We start from the raw sequence: 19,471 nt of genomic DNA, 5'->3' as shown, positions 1-19,471 counted from the left end.
CGAAAGGCCACTGGTTTTAAAGCAGCACTATCCCCCGAGCACGTCACACGCTTCTCGCTTCCTTGATTTATGAACAAAGCATGGGACGCCCCGTAAACTCTTTAACAGAAGCAGGAATGACTTCTGAAATGCCGCCCTAACTGCCTTACATGCCCTCACCTCCCTTTGAGGAGCAGAATCTAAACAAGTATCTTTTATATTCTTACGCGTGCAGTTTCTTAAGCCTCAATACCTCTCCGCATTACTGCTTTCTCCCCTCTACCGAGGCTATACCATAACTTTTTTAACCTAAACTTTATATCTATGAAACACAACTTATCTCAAGTGAGCAAGGACGTGCTGCGTGCCAGCACCCTTCTTGGACTGTTAGCAAGGGGCGCCAGGCTTTTTTCAGTACTGTTTATGGCTTTTTTCTTATTCAGCTGTGACTACATTGAAGAGGTGCTGCCGGACAAGGACCCGGTGGACAAAGCCGACAAGATTCAGCCCAAGGGCCCGAACCCGGAGTGGGCCCCTGACATTGACCCGCAGATGCTGGCTGTTATCGAGCAGTTCCAAAGCTACAACGTGGTGCCCTACCCGATGCTGACGGCAGAGCAGGCGCGGGAAGAGCCAACGTTTAAAGACGCCTATGTAGATTTGCTCCGGGAGAATAACATTATCCCAGAGCCGGCTAACGTGAACATCAAGCACATGACCATACCCAACGGAACCGGTCAGCAGCTGCTGGTGCGCACATACACCCCGCGCAGCGGCACAGGGCCCTTCCCTGTCATCGTGTACTACCATGGCGGGGGCTGGGTGATAACCGACCTGGACACCTATGAGGCGTCTGCCAGTGCGCTTGCTGAGAAAACCGGAGCCATCGTCATGTCAGTGGCATACCGCCAGGCCCCGGAGCACATGTTCCCGGCGGCACACGAGGATGCCTTTGCCGCTTACCAGTGGGCGCGCGAGCACGCCTCGGAGATATACGGTAACCCAGCCATGGTGGCCACTGCCGGCGAGAGCGCAGGAGGAAACCTGGCGGTAGCAGTGGCGATTATGGCCAGAGAGCGGGGAGTGCAGATGCCGGAGCACATTGTCTCCATCTACCCTATTGCAGACGGTGACATTGAGTCTCCTACCTATGAGCTGTATGAGAACGCCCTGTTCCTCAACAAGGCCCTGATGCGCTGGTTCTTCAACCTGTATGTGCCAGACTGGCAGACAGAGGTGCATCCGCTGATTTCCCTGGTGGAGGCAGACCTGAGCGGGTTGCCGCCAACCACCATCATTAACGCAGAGATTGACCCGCTGCGCTACGAGGGGGGTGTGCTGGCCCAGGAACTGGAAGCCGCAGGCGTGCCCGTGGAGCGCAAGGTTTACGAGGGCGTGACGCATGAGTTCTTCGGAATGAACGCGCTGCTGGAGGAGGCGGTGGCTGCGCAGCGCTTTGCCGCCATGCGACTCAAAGAGGCGTTTATGGAGTAAGTAGCTGGGACAGCAGCAGGTACGCTGCCCTAACTCTCAGTAAAGAAAGCGAAAGCTGCTTTATCATGTGATAGGGCAGCTTTCGCTTTCTTCATCCAAGCCAACTTCACCGTTAGGGCAGCCTTACCAATAAATAGCCACAAACAGCATTAGGAAGGCTAGACACTTTATTGGCAATAGCACGTAACAATTTGAATATTCAGGAGAAAAAGCATAAATGAATTGGATTGAGATGCTTGGTTATAGTCAAGCTTTAGCGGAAGTTGCAGCATGAGGGACACCTTTTTATGGTAGATGCATAAGCAAAGGCACGTTTCTTCTTTGCACTTCAAAAGTTGGAGGACGTTGTGCGAATAAGGTGAGAAAACGATTAAAGCCGAGGTGTTGCGGGTGCCCACGCCTCGGCTTTTTTGTTTGCTAAAAACAAGCTTGCTGCTCAGCACCCTTTGCCATGCCCCTCTCTGATGAACCTCCCTTTCAGCCTGCTCTCCTCAAGGCCATGAAACAGAGACACACCGCCTTTAAAAGACAGTGCCACTATAGTTTTTCATAGCTCTTAAAAGTACCTGGGCAATTCATCTATCCCAAATGACAATGCTGCTTAGGTGCCTCCTTAAAATACAGCTCAATATTTCCACATTTGCTGGGACAGAAAGTTTGGATGGCGAGGAGTCTGCAAACCGGCTGTATCATTATCGCAGCATTCTGCAACTTAAGGTAACAGGCACCTGCGAAATAAGAATAACAGCTGCTAAAGCAGCAATAGCCTCAACTAAAGCCACCATGGCTTATGGACGCAGCTCGTGAAGTTCTTTCTTCGGATTATTGACTTCGTTTCTCATTGTTGCATTTTTATGTTGCAGCTACTCTACAGCCAATTTGCAAACCTCCGGCAAACCAGAGCAAACGCAAGGCAAACAAAGAGCCAACCATCACAGCACTGATGAGGGACAGCTAAAAGGGGTGGTTACCACCTTGTCATGTCCTCATTTAAAGGGACGCAAACGGAGAGACCAGTATAATCACAGAAAGATAGCGTTTACATGGTGAACAGTCCTTTTTTAGAAGTTAGGAAAAAATCCAGGGAGAAGGCGCAGCGCGTATATAAGTCTTTAACCTTCAAAATCATACGCTATGAAAAAATCATTCACTTGCAGCACTTTGTTCGCTGCCGCGCTGCTCATTTTCTCCTCCTGCGACCCGGAAGATGACTTTGACTTCGAGCTTCCCGGAGATCAGGAAGGAAGCACAGCCTACGTTAGTAGCAACACCAGTGGCTTGGTGACGGTGCTGGAGGCAGATGGGCTGGGCGATGTAGACGTCATGCAGAAAAGTATTGCCTCGATGGATGCCGACGGCATCTACTATGACGAGGAAAGGAATGAGATCATCCTGGCATCACGAACAACTAACAGGATCGAGGTGTACCAAAAGATGAAAGACGGATCCCTGGAGTTGAAAACCACCAGCACGCCCGACTTCACCAATGCCAGGGAGGTAGCCGTAAGCGGCAACATGATTGTGGTGGTGCAGGATGCTGACCCAGCCCTGAACAACAACATGAACAAACTGTATGTGTACGAGCGCACGCCAAGTGGTGTGCACCTCCGCAATACCTACGATGTAGGCATCAACCTGTGGGGCATCCATGCTGAAGGCAGCACCCTCTATGCCGTGGTGGATAACTCCGGCGACATCGCGTCTTTTGAAAACTTCTTCTCTAATGCAGACGGCATGATCGAGCCGACAAAGCGTGTGACAGTAGGAGGCATCGTGCGGACACACGGCATCACCTACTCTAAAGAAGACCACAGGATGGTACTCACTGATGTGGGCGATGGCGCTGTGGCGGACGACGGTGCGTTGGTTATAATCGACAACTTCAGCAACGTGTTCAGCAGCACCGCACAAGGGGGCACAATTGGTGCCGACTCACAAATTAGGATTGAAGGCAGCAAAACCATGTTGGGCAACCCGGTGGACGTAGCCTACGATGAGGAAACAGGGTACCTATACGTAGCGGAGAGGGCCAACGGAGGCGGGAAGGTGCTTATCTTCGAAATGCCGATGTATAACGGAAACCTGTCGCCTGGCTACTCCAAAGAAGTCGCCGGCGCTTCATCCGTCTACCTAGACCAGGAATAGTTTCTCCGGGGGTACAGTTTCAGGTAGAGCAGTTTGCCTTAAGGCTGCTCTGCTTTCCTGTGCTCCTCAAGCTGCATGACAAGGGCTAACAGCATAAGCTGCAGGTGTCATGGTGCTCACGGCAGCGGGTAAATTGTCACCTAATGGGAAAGTGAACAGGGCTGAAGCATCCTTACTCACTGGTATATTAGTTATTGGTCCTAGTGAGCATAAGAGTCGTAGTAGAACAAGAAAAGGCTCCACGTGATGTGGAGCCTTTTCTTGTTTGTAGCCTACAAGCCCCCTTTATGATAAGCAGGAGCAGCTAAAGCTTGTAACCCACGCGTAATAGTTAGATCAAGGATTAAGCCTGAAGTTCAGGTAAGGGCCTATGTTCAGTGTATAGGTCTTGTTAAACCTACCCGGCATGTTCCCGCTGCCAAGGAAGATGTTCTTCAATCCCCTTTCCACGCTCACTCCATAGCCGATGGTCAGGCCCGCAACTCGCTTCTCCTGCCCCAAAGCCCCGCGCACACCGTAGTCGTGCCGGCTGTACCGGCTTTCAGTGTCCCTCAGCTCTCCCTGCCGCTCATGCAGCAGCCCTGCAAACAGGCCGGCCTGAATGGTGATGCCGGAGAGCGGTGACTTGCTGTTCTGAAGCAGGCTGTGCTGATACTGCAAATATCCTTTGTAGTAGATTAGCTCCAGCCCCTTTTCGCTATAGCTGCCGCCCCCGAAGGTTTTGTAGTCCTGGCCTGCCTTTGCTATGTTGACCCCCAAGGTAACCAGGCTCTTGTTGCCCATATGGTACCCAACCGTAAGGCCTACGCTCTCTTTGAATGTCGGGCTGGCGGAAATAAGGCTCCCCTTCTCAAAGCTCCTCTGCGTCTCATTGTTGAGTAGCCAGCTGTTGTGGTAGGAAAAGGCCAACCCAAGGCTCAGCCTGCCCTCCACCGGCTCCTTTTCACCGGCAGCATCGCTTTCAGCCGCCGTGACGCGCTTGGATGGAAGCAGGTCCGGCACAGCAGGCGCCTGCATGCCAGCCGGGGCCAGGCTTGTTTGCCTTACCTTCAGTAGCCCCACAAGGACCCCATCAGGCAGGCTGTCCGGGACAGGGGCACTGCTGTTTGCCGTAGGAGGTGCTGATGCTCTGTCTAAGGCAACAATGTTGTCCGGAAGTCCAGGAACAGATTTGACAATAGGCCTGGATGCCCTTTCAGCGCCACCTTCAAAGATGGTGCCTTTCTCTGGTTGGCCTGCCCGATGTCCCGGCAGGCTTTCGCCACTCCTCCCAAGCCGGGACAGCAGCCGCTTTCCATCGCTGCCAAAGGCGTTTGCATTGTCGTTGCCTTTATAGAAACCGGCAGCCGGATGCGCTGCCTCACGGGCTTTAGGAGAGGCTATGCCGGCCTCTGCCTTTCCGCCTGATAAAGGGATATTGCCTTCCTTCTTCAGATAATAGGCACCTGCAAACCCTGACATGAGCAGGAGCATGGTGGCTACCGCTGCCCACTGCCGCCAGTGCCTTTCCCTGCCACCCTCTCTGTCTAGCTCTTTGCTTATCCTTGTCCAGACCAGGTCGATGTTGAGTTGCTTGTTGATGGATTTCCAGGCGCGGGAAGGCGCTATGCGGTGCCGGGCCGAGTAACTCTCCCTTATCTTCCGGTATAAACCCAGCTCGGCCTGCTCAGGCGCTGCCTGGGAAGGTGCGCCCCCGTCCAGGGAAGCCGACAGGCCCTCCCACGCAAGGGCGGGAGCCTTCCTGCTTCTCTGGTCGAAGCTGCTTTTTACCTTCTCGCTGAGCTTGTCGTCCTTCTCCTTCATCGCCTATGGTACAGGGCCTGCCAATGTGGCGGCATTAGTAAGTAAACACTGTCTCGGCCCCTTTGCCGAGCCGGCTCACGACAATCTCGTAGATGTGCTCGTTTGCCTCTTCATTGATAAGAATGGTGGCCACTCCGTTCACCTCAAACACCTCCGCGTTGTCCAAAGAGGATGACGGAACTGCCTGGAACCAGTAAAGCGGGTTTAGCCTGATAGTGGCGGAGGCCGGTGCCTCCCGCTTGAGGACAACCTGGCTGCCGCCGGAGACGCTTTTTGCCACTGTCTCAAACTCCCCTGAGGAGCTGAGCTCAAAGAGCAGGGGAAGCTCGCTCCCGCTGCCCGTCCGGTACACGCCTTTCACGACAAGGCCGCTCCCTCCGCTCTCCTCCTCCTCATCCCCCTCAGCGGTTTCAAAGGAGATGGCAATGCGCCTGTAGCTCCCCTGCGGGACCTGGAACTTCAGCTCACCCGGGGCTTGATTTGGGGAAAAGGGGATGTACAGGCCCTGCCCGTACTCTTTTTCAAAATGAACGCTCTCGGCCTGCTCCCTATCTCCCTCAAACTCAAAGGAAGAGAGCACGGCATGCCCTTCCGTGAAGCGAAGGCCGCTGCCGGTGGCCTGCTCCCGCTGCATGTCCACCGCGAAACTGACATCCACGGGTATTTTGAACTCCTCCTCCTTTTCACATGAAAGGAAAAAGCAGGAGAGCAAAAGCGTTAAGCACGCTATATTCTTTTTCATCTGGAGAAGCTGTGGTCAGGAAGCCCTTGCCTTTAGGATTTCAGGGCTGCCGCTGTGTAGACTCGCCGCAGGCCGCAAACGTTGGAAGATAACCGTAATTTATTTTTATTTTCCCTACACCACGGACTCCGCTTTTGTGCCTGCCCCGTCGCTGTCTGCTATGGTGAAGGGGATGACTTTCCCCTCCCGCCTTGTGATAGCCTCCTTCAGCAGGTGCCTGGCCCTGTTTAGCTGCGAGCGGGAGGTTCCCTCGGAGGTGCCCATCAGCTCCGCGATCTCGCTGTGGTCGTACCCCTCGATGGCGAAGAGCTTGAGAACCATGCCCGCCTTTGCCGGCAGCCCGTCGACCAGGGCTATCAGCTCCTCGGCATGCAGGTCGTCCAGGGTGTTGTCTATCACAGGGTCAATGTAGGTTTGGTAGACATCCAGGTGCTCCCTTTCCCTCTGTTTTTTCTGGTAAGAGGCAAGCGCCGTGTTGACCATTATCCTTCGGACCCACCCTTCAAAGGAGCCGGTGAACTCATACGAGGAGAGGCTGCGGAAGACTTTGATAAAGCCCTCCTGCAGCACATCGCATGCCTCGTCCTCATCCTTTGCATAGGTTAGGCAGACATTGTACATTTTGTCTGCGTGCCTCCTGTAGAGCATCTCCTGCGCCTGGCGCTCCTGGGCGATGCACCGCTCGATGAGCTCTTTCTCAGACATAGCAAGAACGCTGGCCGCCTTTAAACGCAAGGGAACTGTGACAGCCAGCGGACTTCAGCAGCTCGCCAAAGGCTGGAATCAGAAAACCAGTAAGGTTGATTCTTCTGTTTTGTTCCATTTTTACTAATGAAAAAGTATTTTAAATATTGGTATAGTCTCAAATATTTAAATCATAAAGGATGTTTCAGGACCTTCTCAACAGGATAAAAGTATGCAATACATGCAAATAAAAGCATATACATAGAATATTTATTTTGAATATCCTATGTTCCTCCCCTGGCGCTTTATTAGAATCTGACAAATAGCGAAAACTCTATAGAAGCAAAACTTCCTGGATGAGACCAGTATCCACAGAAAAATATTCCGGGCTGCTCAAAAAGCTTAATTAACTGTATGTAAATCACTTAGCACGGCGTCCCATTCAATTAGTGCTAAGCTATATAGAAAATAATTGATTTTTTTCTGGTGCGCTTCCAACGTTTAGGGCCCGGGGCCTGTCTATCCCCCAAACAACCTAATTTAAGACCTATATGAAAGCTTTATCCCTATTACTGATCGGTTCCCTGTCACTTGGCCTGCTTGCCTGCGGGGAGGAGGAGACCGCAGCCCCACAATCTCAGGTGGGCCTCAGCTTTAACACCATTACAGCAGCAGCCCCCGTGAGCGGCAGGACGGCCTCCACCAACAGCCTGTCCTTCAGCTCCGGCACCATCACACTGAGTGAGATTCAGTTCGAGGCAGAGGGCGACGCTGACTCCCTGGAGGTGGACTTTGAGCTGGAGCAGGACGTGCGGATAGATTTCGCCACCGGCGCCACCTCTCCTGACATCAGTGCCGTTGCTATCCGCCCAGGCACCTATGAGGAGATAGAGGTGGAGATGGAACTCCAGGATAAAGGCACCCAGCCCGCCATTGTGCTGAACGGCACCTTCACTGACGCACTGGGGCAGGCCCACCCGGTGCGCTTCGAGTTCAACTCATCTGAGAGCTTTGAGGTGGAGAGAGAAGGCACTGTCACCTTTGCCGAGGGGCAGAGCGTAGTAGCACAGGTGACATTCAACCCTGTTGCCTGGTTTGCCGGTGTCTCCGCAGAAGAGCTCTTAACGGCAACAAAGAACGAGCAGGGTGTTATCGTCATCAGCTCGACCCAGAACACCGATATCTTTGAAGAGGTGGCCGATGGCCTGGACCTGGCAACAGAGGTGGAAATAGAGGAAGAGGACTAAGCGGCGGTTTCTCAAACGATTCATCATTAAAGACAAAAGAAGAAAGACAATGAAGCAAGCGAATATACTCATGGTGCTGCTTTTAGCTGCCGTAGGACTTTTTAGCAGCTGCGAGAAAGAGGAAGGCCCGACAGCCAGCGCCACCTTTACCACCATCACAAGCGGTGACATTGACGGGGATGTGACAGGCAACGGAGGCTCTTTCACAAAGACCTACACCTGGCAGAACTCCATGCCCACTGCCGATTACAACATGGACATCACCGCCTCCAGGGGAGGAAGCTTCCAGCTCGTGATAAAGGATGCTGAAGGGAAAAACGTGCTTGACAAGAAGCTCACTGCCGGGGACGGGGAAGACTCAAAGTCAGGAGTGACCTCCTCTTCCGGTTTGCCCGGAGCGTGGACCGTGACCATTGTTTTGACAGACTTTAACGGTGACGGCAGCTTCTCCCTGAGCAAGGGCGACTAGGCCTGTTTTTTTATGAAGAATTATACCTAATACTACTTATGAAAAGCCATCTCTTTAAGAGGTGGCTTTCTTTTTTTATATACACCTGCAACAGTTCATTGCCTTCTAGCGCCAACCCTACCTGTTCCCTTTTTACAGCCCCTGCAGCTCCGGTGTTAACCGCATTGCTGTCATATGAATCGCCTATCATATGAAGTAAAAAGCATATGATAGGCGCATATGCAGGTCATATAACATGATAAACTATTCATATAAACAAGGCTACATATAATATAGAGGCAGGGAAGTCCCTGTGCAGGCGTAAAAGGAGCAACGCTGCATGATGGGAACGGCTGTAAAAAATTGCATTTTTAAAACCCTATATAGGAAACGAATTGCAATGCCAAGCGTATTTCCCTTGCCGCCAGAACATGCCAGTGCTGCATTTTGTGTCACTTCGTGTAAGGCTGCGCAGGTAGGAGATATCCATTTGTTTCATCTGCTGCCTTTGGTTTTTTGCAACATTATTATACCAATAAGATGTGCGCCCTTGAGAACAAAGACTTAAAGCTTAAGTATGATATCATCGTGGCCAAGCTCCGCGCGGCCATCGCCCGGAATAAGAATGCTTTCCCGCAGCTCACCCTCATCAGCACGTACCTGGACGCCACGCTGGCAGATGCTGAGGGGGAGGAAGACTACCTGCAAAAGCTCGAGGGGCTGTGTTCTTATCTGAATGAGATGGGCGCCATCTCCTATATCGTGCGTCACCTGCACCACAACCTGTGCGCAGACGTCGAGTCGGCCAAAAACAACAGCGTGTTCTTCAACCAGAGCAAGGATTATATTACAATGCCGAAATAGATTTTTATTTGAGTGTGTGATGGAAGTCAGGTAGTGCTAATACGCTGCCTGGCTTCTTCTTTTTAGATCAGCTGATGGCTGGAAGCCATACGTGCGCTCCTTTTACTGCTTTATGAGGTCGCTTTACCACAGGCAGTGTAACGCCTACCATTTATCTTGCCCTCCTGGAACGCTTCTGCAGCGATTTTTGTGCTTATTATCGCATTTGCTGCATATAGCTGCTTTAGCCGCTGCAACAGGCAAGACACGTTCACCCACTGACTTTCATAAGTTCATTCCCTATGGCGCCCGAAGAAGTGCACGCCTCTGCCAATGATGGCATAAAGGCAAAGTATGATGCCATCGTAGCCAAACTACAGGCTACCGCAGCCAGGCATAAGGCTGCTTTCCCGCAACTGGCAGCCATTGAAGCGTTTTTGGGCATCAGCCTGCCGGAGCCCGGCAAAGACGAGGACTACTTGCAAAGGCTACAGGAGCTGTGCGCCTACCTCTATGAGCTCAGCGTGAGTTCTTACGTCATCCGCCACCTGCACTACAACCTGACGCTGGACGTGGAGGCGGTAAGGCACGGAAACGAGCTGGTTAGCCAGGACGAGCATTACCTTATCATCCCCAGGTAAGGCGCAGGGTCCGCGTCACCTTCACCCGCCTCCCGAACGCACTAACATTGAATCAGCCTTTGTCCCTGCGACAGCTAAAGTCAGAGGAATTGCCTTATATTTGATTTGTCTCTCCAGTAACAAGGTGCAGCCAGCATCATTCCATTCCCCTGGCCAGCCATGGCACGAAGTACTGCCAGGCAACTGGCCCCGAAGCTACACCTGAGCCTGGAGAAGAAAACCGACTTGACATTTACCTCCAGCTGCAAAGCACACCATGAAGTACTACAAGTTTTTGTCCGGGCTTCCGCTCCTCAACAAGTATTCCTACAAGTTCCTCTTTGTCTCCTTCCTCGGCATCCATGTCCCGCTCATCGGCCTTATCCTGTTTATCGTACTGGGGCCTGCTGCCGTGCTGGAGCCGGCCATCGTGATTGGTATCACCCTGCTGCTGACCCTGGTCGCCACAGGAGTTACCCTCTATATTCTGCATCAGCTCATCTCGCCCATACGCCTGGTGAAGTCGGCGCTGCATGAGTACCTGACAGTGCAGAAACTCCCCGCCCTGCCCACCCAGTACAGGGACGAGGTGGGGGTGCTCATGCATGATGTCCAGCACACCATCACAGCGGTGAGCGGCCTGCTGGAGGAGAAAAGGGATTTGCTGGCCATGCTGGCACACGACCTGCGAAGCCCCAACATCAACATCCAGCAGGCAATGCAGCTGACAAAGGAGGAAAAAGACCCTGATATAATAAAACAGCTGTACAGGAGCGTGGAGCACTCAGCCGAAAAACAGCTGGCGCTGATTGAGGCGGTGACAGGCCTGTGGAGGCACGAGAGCACGGGCGTGCAGCTCTACGACCTGCAGCGGGTGCAGCTATCCGCTGTCCTGAAGGAGGTGCTGCGGCAGCACGACGCCACGCTTGCGCGCAAACAGCTGGTGGTACAGGACAGGGTGCCGGAGGGAACCCATGTCTGCGCAGAGCCCAGCCTGATTGCGGAAATCTTCAGCAATTTGCTTTTCAACGCCATCAAGTTCTCGAGGCCCGGGGGCGAAATCAGCATCTGGAGTGAAGAGGGAAACGGGAGCATCAAGGTCTTTGTAAGGGATCAGGGGTTGGGGGTTGGGGTTCAGGCAAGAGCAGGCCGAAGCCCTGTTCCAGCGCTTTACCCCTTTCCGCAAAAAGGGGACCGGGGGCGAGGACACCATAGGGTTAGGATTGTACCTGTGCCGCAAGATGCTCCACAAGCAGGGCGGCTCCATTACCGCCCACAGCCCCGGGGAAGGGCAGGGAGCGGTGTTCACAGTGGAGCTGAGGGCTGCAGAAGCCTGCTGATTAAGATAACGCAGCAAGGTTATGAACAGGCAATACCACATGTATTTGCCGCCCGCACTCTTTGCCGGAACAGGTTGCAAGGTTCACTTTACTGCCCCTGTTCACTATCTTCCTGTAACAGCAGCAGAAAAATACAGTAGGCATACCTAACTTTATATATACATATTAGCTATGTTTACGTTCCCATAGCATAGAACAGGCTGGCATGAGTGAATTAACTGAGTTTTTAACCCGGCTTACCGACTGCGACATGCTTGTGCTGACGCTCGTCAGCACAAACCGCCTTTACTGCCGCTTCTTTCTCCACGGCCTGTACCAGGATAGGATGTTCCTGTCAGACCCATTGCTGATGGCGGAGCTGAGCCTGCTGATGGGTGAGGGGGAGGTGGTAGACGCCGGCGGGATAGCCAGGCTGAAGCAAACCTTTCTGGCAGTCTGAGGCTGCACATTTTGGCTGTTCCCTTAAACCAAGTAGTTGCCGCATCGTACACTAGGTTTTTTCACAGTTACAGGTAGTTACAAGAAGAGGGGGCATTTAAGATGCATTTCGACATAGACAGGTTTTTCGACAGGGTGCAGGAGGAGGCGCTCACAAGGCAGGAGGCCAGCCGCGCCATCCACGTTGAAATCAGGGACGCGGAAGCCCAGAAGGTGGCTTTCCTGGACCAGGCCACCGAGAATCCCGAGTTCTACAGGTTCCTCAGCGGCCAGATAAACCGCTACGTTCTTTACCTCAAGGTGCTGTACAACAGGATTTCCCCACAGGGAAAAAGAGAGTTTGACGTGCAAGGATATGACACCGGCAGTTCCAGTGCCTGCCACACCATGAGGCTGCTCCTGCAGCTGGAGCAGCTGGAAAAAAGCAGGGCGCGCTAAAATAACTGCATTATCCTTCATAAAACAAGAAGGCTCCTCATCTAGAGGAGCCTTCTTCATAAGCCTGCTGTTATATGGAAAGTAAGAAATGGAAGTTGCCATAGCCTCTAAGATTACGCATTTATCCGTAAGCTTATCCGCCTTTATTTGCTGAGCGAAGGCAACCTACCTTCTGTTCCCCTTTGTTTCCTTGTGCGTGAAGACAGGAGAGGGAAGTAGAAAGCCCCCGCAACGCGGAGGCCCTTTTCAACAGTTTACCTATTCGTTCACTACTTTTTAGAGGCGTCGCCGCCTTTCTCGTCCATTCTGACAACACCTGTCTGGCCCTGCGCGTTGGTCATCATTACCTCATACACCAGAACACCTGCAGTGGCCCCTGCGGCAGGCTTTATGGCATAGATGTCCCCTATTGTCCAGTCTTTGTAGGTGTCGCTCTTCAGCGCTGCCTGAACTGGCGCCGGTAGCTGGTCTTGTGTTACTTTCTCCTTTTTCTCTTCCTGGCCCTGCTGTGTTGCCGGGGCCTGCTCCTGCGTGGTAGTGGTCTGTGCATTTGCATCCATTGAAGACATTCCCATTAATGCGATGGCTGCTGCCAGAAAAGTTACTTTTTTCATAGTTTTATTCTTTAAGTTCTGCCTCATGCAATAGCAGAACCGTGCCAAAACAGTTAAAGGCCATTTTATTAAAAGGCTCTCAGCGCTTTACAGATTTACAGAGAAATAAGCAAAAGACGGGAAGTGTGGAAGCAATGCGTGGACTGTGGGCCTGACTCCACACTCTGTGGATGATTACCTCAGGTGCGCACAAGGGAGGTGAGAGTTGCCCTTCTTCCCTGCCGGGGCGGCTTGTAACCCTGAGGTTGTTTTCCGGGTATGAAGATGTCTTTCTCCCGGATAGAGCCAACTGTCTGGCTTTGGGAGGGTTGATAAATTTAGGCATATGGAGAAGTTCAATGAGCACGTGCTGCCTTTCCTGGAGGGGGAGGACATCCGGTACCAGCACAACGGGGAAGCCAAGGCCATGTCGGCAGACTACTTCAGGCGTAACTTCCGGAGCGTGGCCGCCACGGAGCTGCCCCACATCGGGCAGCGCTCCTTTTACTACCAGAGCGTGCAGGACCCCGACCTGGTCCTGCGCTTCAGACTCTCCCAAACAACCGGCCTGTCGGCCATGCTGATGCTGCACAGCGACTTTGAGAAGCAACTGAAGGTCCTGGGAAGCCTTTAGGTGCTTTTTAGCTTTGAATTCAGGAGATGAAAGAGAACCAGCTCCTACGCATCAACCAGGCTGCCGCCAGCTACTTCAAGCAGGCAGAGGCGGCGCCACAGCCCCACCATTTCGACGACTGGCTGGAGAGCATGAATGGGCCCATGCAAAACTACTTCAGGAGGCAAGGCTTTGAAGCTTCCAAAGACGTACTGGATTTCCGCCGGTTTGTGGCCGAGCAAAATGGACAGGGGCTGAAGGAGTACATGCGGCGGCACCTTTCCGGGCGTGATTACGAGGCATGGCTGCAGCAGAATTCATGAGGTTCTGATGAGCATAACCTTGCTTATAGGCTATAAACAAGATTATAGTTTAATAGGACAGCTCTTACCCTTACCGTCAAAACAGAGCTGGTGGCGTGCGTGTCACAAAAATTCTAATAGCTTATCCAGGGTTAGGGGCTTTTGGATATAACCAATGGTTGGGTAGTTCCTTGCCTTTGCCATATCCAGGTGGTGCGCGGAGGAGCTAAGCAAAACGATGCTGATGGCGGCAGTGCTCAGGTTAGCAGACTCCTGAAACTCCTCCAGAAACTCGAAGCCGTCCATGACCGGCATGTTGATGTCCAGCAGAATTAACACGTGACATTGCTTTCTCAGATATACTTCCCTGAGTATATCAAGGGCTTCCCGTCCATTCTTCGCTAGCTGGACATCTGCTTCTGCCGCCGCTTGTTTAAGTAGTCTCTGCGTTAAAAAAGCGACAGTAGGATCATCATCCACCAGTAGTATCTTTTTTATTTTTGATTCTTCCGTTCCTGTCATACATCTAGCGTTCCTGTCATACATCTAGTATATAACTTAATATACGGGGATATTCCACTAAACAGGCACTCCTGTGAAAGTACCAAAACGCCTGCCCCCTCCAGGAGGCTCTGGGGGCGTTTTCACCTATAACACCTATTATGGTAAGTACGAAGACTGCTGATTATAAAAGCATCTCAAGAACTTCACGTTTTTTTGAGATTTCCTATTTCATTGACCCGTCCTGAAATCAATGGACAGCGCGAGCACTGTTGAATAAGCATGACAACTGAAGGCAGGGTTAAGGCAGGTGGAAAGGGGCATTCAGGCGCTTCAACTAAGTCAGAGTGAGCTTGAAAATATTTTCTCAAGAGCCTCTATTATAGTTACTTGAAATAGAGTTGTACAGAAAAAGCGTTGACCGGTTGGAGAGAACCCTCATGGCTTTCCCTGGTACCCAATGTACAAGGAAGTACAGGAGACAGGGAAGAGCTCAATTGCATTGAGTCGCTGCTTATGAGGTGGTGCACCGAGCCTTCAAAAGCGCTTTGCTTTGTCTAAGGCACGCGCTGGGTGTTAACCCTTCAAACCGTGCTTCGTTTGATAAGCTAACAGAGCAAAAACACAGGCACATGAAAGATAACAGAGGAACAGACGCGGACAGTCCCAAAGATATACCCGGTAAAGGATGGAAGCAGGTAATGCTGAGGGTAAAAGGGCAGTTAGGCGCTGACAATATTCACATTGTAGCAGCTGGTGTTGCCTTTTACTTTTTCCTGGCGCTTTTCCCTTTGCTGACAGCCATCATCTCCATCTACGGACTGGTAACAGAGCCGGCAGTGGTAGAACAGCATATAGAGCAGCTGGCGACCTATTTACCGCAGGAGGCCCACGACCTGCTGGCAGAAAGACTGCGCAGCATGGCAAAGGACGCTTCTGGCTCTGCGCTTGGATGGGGCGTAGCGCTTAGCATTCTGCTTAGTCTGTGGAGTGCCAACAGCGGGACCAAGTCCTTGTTCGAAGGCATAAACATTGCCTATGACGAAGAGGAAGGGCGTGGATTCTTAAAGCTAAATGGCATCACCATGCTCTTCACCGTTGGGGGCATTGTACTGGGCAGCCTTGGTTTTGCACTGGTAGTGGCCTTTCCTGCGCTGGTGGGCAACCTTGGCCTACCCGGTACGCTGGAAACGGTGTTGCAGTGGGGAAGATGGGTGCTGTTGGCTGCTGTGCTGATGTTTGGGCTCGCCGTCCTCTACAAAGTGGCTCCCTACAGAGACAATCCTAAGTTCAGGTGGGTAAGCTGGGGCTCTGGTGTGGCCACCGTCCTGTGGCTGATAGGTTCCCTGCTGTTTTCGTGGTACGTTAAAAACTTCGGCAGCTACAGCGAGACCTACGGTCCTGTTGCCGCTGTCATCATCCTCATGCTATGGTTTAACCTGACCAGTTTTGTCATCCTGCTAGGCGCCGAAATAAACTCGGAGCTGGAGCACCAGACTGCAAAAGACACCACTACTGGGCGGGAAGAGCCGATGGGGCAGCGCGGTGCCTTCCATGCCGACAGAGTGGCCGGCGGCACAGAAGACGATGGCTCACCTGATAACGGTGGGTCAGGCAGTGACAGAAGAGATAACGGCAGGCCAGACAGGAGATACCAACAATAGCATCCGAAATATAGAAAGTTCCTGCTTACTGAACATATAAAGCGTTATAGAACAATAAGCCGCTTCATAGTAAGTAGAACAAGTCCAAGAGTAAGGCTTTTTTCTTTATATTAGCTATACTTGTTCACAGACCCTTCTCCAAGGATAATTAGCCTTGCCCATGAATTGAATTTCTATCGAAGAGCGGCTCCCGGAGCAGGGAAAGCCTATCATCCTGACACTGACAGATGACAAGGGAGCCAGAACTGTTGAGTTAGGCTATGTTGATGCCGCTAAAGCGATACACACTCTCATTCCCACAGAGGCCACCTTCAGCGTTGTCGCCTGGATGCCACTTCCGGACCCTTACATGGGGTAAGGAGGCAGGCAGGTGCTCGTTATCTTATTGGTGGAGCAGCCTTTCGATGTCCTCTATCTTGCCAAAAAGCACCAGGATGTCTCCGGCCTCGAACCTTGTATCGGGGGAAACCACCCCTACGGCGGCTGGTTTTTTGTGAGGCTTTCCAAACAGGTTCCGGCTATCCCTCATCCGGATAACGGTCAGCACGTTGATGTTGAACCGCTGCCGGAAGTTTACCTCCCCGATAGTCTGCCCCACATACCTGTCCGGCACCGTGGCCTCAATAATGTTGTAATCCTCCGTCAGGTCAAAGGAGTCTATGACCCCCTTCATGTCCATGCTCTTGGCATGGCGCTCGGCTGACTCTGCCTCCGGGCTGATTATTTTGTCCACCCCGATAGCCTCCAGCACGGTCTGGTGCAGCGGCGATATGGCGCGCCCGATGAGTTTTTTTACCTGCAGCTGCTTCAGGTTCGCCACCGCCATCACAGAGGCACCGAAGTTCTCCCCGATGCCCACCAGCACCACGTCTGTGTCATGGAGGGGGAGGGTGCCCAGCGCCTGAATACTGGTGGCGTCAAGGGCCACCGTGTGCGTGACCAGGTCTTTATACTGGGTGACCTTTTCCAGGTCCTTGTCGACGGCTATCACCTCATGCCCCATCTCTGTCAGCCTCATGGAGAGCGAAGAGCCAAAATAGCCTAAACCGATGATAATGTACTTCATAAGTGCTGTCTTTGCTTACGTGATGATGATGCTCTCTGTCGGGTAGCGGTAAAACCGGGTGTTCACTTTTGTTACGATGCTGGCAATCAGGGTAAAGATGCCCACCCTGCCCAGGAACATGGTGATGATGATAACGACCTTGCTCCCGGCATGAAGGTTCCCGGTGATTCCTAGGCTCAGCCCAACGGTGCTGAAGGCGGAGAAAGTCTCGAAGGCAATCGTTATCAGCTGTATCTCCGGGTTAAAGTAAGAGACTAGCAGGGTTGCCAGGCCAATGACCAGGAAGGAAAGCAGCATGACGGCGAAAGCCTCCCGCACCGACTTACTTGCAATCTCACGACCGAAGGCCTCTAGCGCGCGATGCTGACGGTGTTCATGACGGCGAGCGCGAAGGTGGTTGTTTTTATTCCCCCTCCCGTTGAGCCGGGCGAGGCCCCTATCCACATCAGCAGCAGGTAAACCAGCACCAGGGGAAGCGTGAGCTGGGTCATGTCCACGGTGTTGAAGCCGGCAGTGCGTGGTGTGACGGAACCGAAAAGAGAGGTTACAAACTTGCCATAGCCTGTGTGGTCTGCCAGCGTGCTGTTATATTCCGTAATAAAGTAGATGATGGTGCCGGCAACAAGCAAAACAGCAGTTGTGATAAGCACAATCTTGGTGTTGACGGTGACGATGCGGGAAGTATGAACATACTTTTCATCAAAGTTGACCTGCCGAAAACGGTTCCGGCTTACTTCCATCAGGTACCCATACAGGTTGAAGAGAATGGGGAACCCGATACCGCCAAGGATGATGAGGCAGATGATCACCAGCTGGAAGTCATAGTTGTACCTGAAGCCAACATCGTTCAGACCTGCGGTCATAGTAGAGAAACCGGCGTTGCAGAAAGCAGAGATGGCATGGAAAACAGAGAATCCTATCCGGTCCGGCACTCCCGCAAAAGCAGCGTCACTGATAGTGGCGTAAATGAAAGCGGCACCCACCGCTTCTACAGTGAATGTGAAAACCACAATTTTCCCGACAGTGCGCATGGTCTCCCCGAGCTTCTCCTCGTTCATGATGTTCTGCATGAAGAGCTGGTTACGGAAAGAGGCGTTCCCTTCAAAGAACATAGCCAGAAAGCTGGTAAAGGTGATAATGCCCAAGGCACCCAGCTGAATCAGAATGAGGATAATGATTTTCCCGAACAGGGTGAAGTAGGTAGCCGTGTCCACCACGATTAAACCGGTTACGCACACTGCGCTTGTGGAGGTGAACAGCGCGTCGAGCAGGGTGATGCCGCCCACTGTGGCCCTGGGAAGAAGCAACAGCCCTGTTCCAATGAAGATGAGGATGAGAAAGCTGAAGACAAAGAGAAGGGCGGGGTTAAAGCGGATGCGGTAGAGGTTAATGCTGCGCTTGGAAAGCTCTATCAGGAAGGTGTAGACGATAAGCCCGGAGGTAAAGAAATTTCGCGTGATGAACTGCTCTGCCCCCGTGCCCCCGAAAAACTGGTCTGAGAGGAAGTGGACAATTATTCCCCCTACCAGGAGCAGGACCAGAACGTACTCCACCACGAACCAGCCCTTGCTTACCCCGTGCCTTTTGGCCAGCAGCAGGCGAAGCGTAAGGATGAGAAAGAGCAGAAGGGAATAGCCAACATAGAAGTTGCTCAGGGTTTCTTTTTCCCCTTCTCTGTGCACAAAGCCCAGGTCGTAGAGCAGAATTCCGATTCCTATCAGGCTCAGGTAGAACAGGGTATTGTCGGCCTTATCCAGAAGGCCGTAGGCTTTCTCATTTATACTATCGCTCAGCTGCTTTCCGAATAGATTTTTGAACATTAGTTTTTCCTGATGTTAAGGAAGAGAACATACCGCTGCAGTCATTTGGCAGCCTCTGCTACTATACTATGCTGCAATCACCTATGTTACTCTTTTTTGCCTGCTGAAAATACTATTTTTAGCAGAACACCTTTGTTACACCGGTAGCCATACAGCGCATTAAAACAAAATCTGGGCAGCAGCGTTGGTTAAAAATTAGTCTACGCGTCTGCCCACTTTTAAAGTGGCACCAGGCCACTGCTTCGCGCTGTTGCACACCTCGAAGTAGTGGCCTGGTGACTTGTGACCAGTAAAAGGAGCTTGTGCCAGAGCCGGAGAAAATAAAGCTGTTAGCCTAGGGAAATAACAAGCTTGCTATTAGCCGGGCGCTGTAGTTTGCCAAAAAGCATTAATTTAAAGAAATGGAGGAGCAACAGTTCCGGCGCATAGGTCAGGCCGCCGCCGATTACTACAGACAAGCAAGGGCAGAGCCGGAGCCAAGCCATTTTGAAGACTGGCTGAGCACCCTCAATGAGTCGATGCGAGACTACTTCAGAAAAGAGGGTTTCGAAGCCTCCAAAGGCGTAGTGGATTTCCGTCGCTTTGCGGCAGAGCAAAACCGGCAGGGACTGAAGGAGTATATGCGGCAGCACCTTTCCGGGAGAGATTACGAGGCATGGCTGCAGCAGAACCCATGAGGATTTGGTGAACA

General features: G+C 52.2%; 22 protein-coding genes. 14 read left to right on the top strand and 8 right to left on the bottom strand.

Annotated elements, in window-relative coordinates:
* Positions 1-303 precede the first annotated feature (303 nt).
* Positions 304-1,473: an alpha/beta hydrolase gene (locus E1919_RS23365; protein WP_162055830.1), complete on the top strand. Its 1,170-nt coding sequence runs from the start codon at positions 304-306 to the stop codon at positions 1,471-1,473.
* A 1,134-nt stretch (positions 1,474-2,607) separates the two neighbouring features.
* Positions 2,608-3,618, top strand: coding sequence for a hypothetical protein (locus E1919_RS23360; RefSeq protein ID WP_162055829.1), 1,011 nt, complete (start codon positions 2,608-2,610; stop codon positions 3,616-3,618).
* A 336-nt stretch (positions 3,619-3,954) separates the two neighbouring features.
* Here the strand turns inward: E1919_RS23360 and E1919_RS23355 are convergent, their stop codons facing one another.
* The 3 genes from E1919_RS23355 to E1919_RS23345 all read right to left on the bottom strand — a co-directional run bounded on the left by E1919_RS23355 (position 3,955) and on the right by E1919_RS23345 (position 6,868).
* The gene (locus E1919_RS23355; protein WP_162055828.1) at positions 3,955-5,421 is read right to left on the bottom strand and encodes a hypothetical protein; all 1,467 of its coding nucleotides are present in this window, start codon (positions 5,419-5,421) and stop codon (positions 3,955-3,957) included.
* A gap of 34 nt (positions 5,422-5,455) precedes the next feature.
* Positions 5,456-6,163, bottom strand: a complete 708-nt coding sequence (locus tag E1919_RS23350; RefSeq protein ID WP_162055827.1) for a hypothetical protein — start codon at positions 6,161-6,163, stop codon at positions 5,456-5,458.
* Between the two features lie 114 nt (positions 6,164-6,277).
* Positions 6,278-6,868 carry an RNA polymerase sigma factor gene (locus E1919_RS23345; RefSeq protein WP_162055826.1) on the bottom strand — a complete coding sequence of 197 codons (591 nt, stop codon included), beginning with the start codon at positions 6,866-6,868 and terminating at the stop codon, positions 6,278-6,280.
* A gap of 530 nt (positions 6,869-7,398) precedes the next feature.
* Here E1919_RS23345 and E1919_RS23340 point away from each other — a divergent pair.
* From E1919_RS23340 to E1919_RS23310, 7 genes are all read left to right on the top strand, one after another.
* Positions 7,399-8,094, top strand: coding sequence for a hypothetical protein (locus E1919_RS23340; protein ID WP_162055825.1), 696 nt, complete (start codon positions 7,399-7,401; stop codon positions 8,092-8,094).
* A gap of 49 nt (positions 8,095-8,143) precedes the next feature.
* Positions 8,144-8,563 (top strand): hypothetical protein, encoded by a 420-nt coding sequence (locus E1919_RS23335; RefSeq protein ID WP_162055824.1) that lies wholly within the window; start codon positions 8,144-8,146, stop codon positions 8,561-8,563.
* Positions 8,564-9,082: 519 nt separating this feature from the next.
* The gene (locus E1919_RS23330; protein ID WP_162055823.1) at positions 9,083-9,406 is read left to right on the top strand and encodes a hypothetical protein; all 324 of its coding nucleotides are present in this window, start codon (positions 9,083-9,085) and stop codon (positions 9,404-9,406) included.
* A gap of 281 nt (positions 9,407-9,687) precedes the next feature.
* Positions 9,688-10,026 carry a hypothetical protein gene (locus tag E1919_RS23325; RefSeq protein ID WP_162055822.1) on the top strand — a complete coding sequence of 113 codons (339 nt, stop codon included), beginning with the start codon at positions 9,688-9,690 and terminating at the stop codon, positions 10,024-10,026.
* Positions 10,027-10,282: 256 nt separating this feature from the next.
* Positions 10,283-11,485, top strand: coding sequence for a sensor histidine kinase (locus E1919_RS28290; RefSeq protein ID WP_162055821.1), 1,203 nt, complete (start codon positions 10,283-10,285; stop codon positions 11,483-11,485).
* 65 nt (positions 11,486-11,550) lie between these two features.
* Positions 11,551-11,784, top strand: a complete 234-nt coding sequence (locus E1919_RS23315; RefSeq protein WP_162055820.1) for a hypothetical protein — start codon at positions 11,551-11,553, stop codon at positions 11,782-11,784.
* A gap of 101 nt (positions 11,785-11,885) precedes the next feature.
* Positions 11,886-12,221, top strand: coding sequence for a hypothetical protein (locus E1919_RS23310; RefSeq protein WP_162055819.1), 336 nt, complete (start codon positions 11,886-11,888; stop codon positions 12,219-12,221).
* Between the two features lie 269 nt (positions 12,222-12,490).
* Here the strand turns inward: E1919_RS23310 and E1919_RS23305 are convergent, their stop codons facing one another.
* Positions 12,491-12,835, bottom strand: coding sequence for a hypothetical protein (locus E1919_RS23305; RefSeq protein ID WP_162055818.1), 345 nt, complete (start codon positions 12,833-12,835; stop codon positions 12,491-12,493).
* Positions 12,836-13,160: 325 nt separating this feature from the next.
* On the opposite strand from E1919_RS23305, the gene E1919_RS23300 reads away from it, so the two are divergent.
* Together E1919_RS23300 and E1919_RS23295 are read left to right on the top strand one after the other, a co-directional pair.
* On the top strand, positions 13,161-13,448 hold the full coding sequence (locus E1919_RS23300; RefSeq protein WP_162055817.1) for a hypothetical protein: 288 nt from the start codon (positions 13,161-13,163) through the stop codon (positions 13,446-13,448).
* Between the two features lie 26 nt (positions 13,449-13,474).
* Positions 13,475-13,750, top strand: a complete 276-nt coding sequence (locus tag E1919_RS23295; RefSeq protein ID WP_162055816.1) for a hypothetical protein — start codon at positions 13,475-13,477, stop codon at positions 13,748-13,750.
* A 102-nt stretch (positions 13,751-13,852) separates the two neighbouring features.
* Here the strand turns inward: E1919_RS23295 and E1919_RS23290 are convergent, their stop codons facing one another.
* Entirely contained in the window at positions 13,853-14,251 is a 399-nt protein-coding gene (locus E1919_RS23290; protein ID WP_162055815.1) for a response regulator, read from the bottom strand.
* Positions 14,252-14,862: 611 nt separating this feature from the next.
* Between E1919_RS23290 and E1919_RS23285 the strand changes: the two genes are divergently transcribed.
* The gene (locus tag E1919_RS23285) at positions 14,863-15,894 is read left to right on the top strand and encodes a YihY/virulence factor BrkB family protein (RefSeq protein WP_162055814.1); all 1,032 of its coding nucleotides are present in this window, start codon (positions 14,863-14,865) and stop codon (positions 15,892-15,894) included.
* Positions 15,895-16,063: 169 nt separating this feature from the next.
* Entirely contained in the window at positions 16,064-16,252 is a 189-nt protein-coding gene (locus E1919_RS28175; protein WP_162055841.1) for a DUF551 domain-containing protein, read from the top strand.
* A 24-nt stretch (positions 16,253-16,276) separates the two neighbouring features.
* Here E1919_RS28175 and E1919_RS23275 read toward each other — a convergent pair whose 3' ends face one another.
* The 3 genes from E1919_RS23275 to E1919_RS23270 are packed head-to-tail and all read right to left on the bottom strand — an operon-like array spanning position 16,277 to position 18,780.
* On the bottom strand, positions 16,277-16,960 hold the full coding sequence (locus E1919_RS23275) for a potassium channel family protein (RefSeq protein WP_162055813.1): 684 nt from the start codon (positions 16,958-16,960) through the stop codon (positions 16,277-16,279).
* Between the two features lie 15 nt (positions 16,961-16,975).
* Entirely contained in the window at positions 16,976-17,278 is a 303-nt protein-coding gene (locus tag E1919_RS27965; protein WP_262888757.1) for a potassium transporter TrkG, read from the bottom strand.
* Positions 17,279-17,310: 32 nt separating this feature from the next.
* The gene (locus E1919_RS23270) at positions 17,311-18,780 is read right to left on the bottom strand and encodes a potassium transporter TrkG (RefSeq protein WP_202915981.1); all 1,470 of its coding nucleotides are present in this window, start codon (positions 18,778-18,780) and stop codon (positions 17,311-17,313) included.
* Between the two features lie 401 nt (positions 18,781-19,181).
* Between E1919_RS23270 and E1919_RS23265 the strand changes: the two genes are divergently transcribed.
* Complete coding sequence (locus E1919_RS23265; RefSeq protein ID WP_162055812.1) at positions 19,182-19,457, top strand: hypothetical protein; 276 nt, start codon at positions 19,182-19,184, stop codon at positions 19,455-19,457.
* Positions 19,458-19,471: the final 14 nt, after the last annotated feature.

Source organism: Pontibacter pamirensis, assembly GCF_010015475.1.
Classification (GTDB): Bacteria; Bacteroidota; Bacteroidia; order Cytophagales; family Hymenobacteraceae; genus Pontibacter; species Pontibacter pamirensis.
This window is presented reverse-complemented; position numbering and strand designations above follow the sequence as displayed.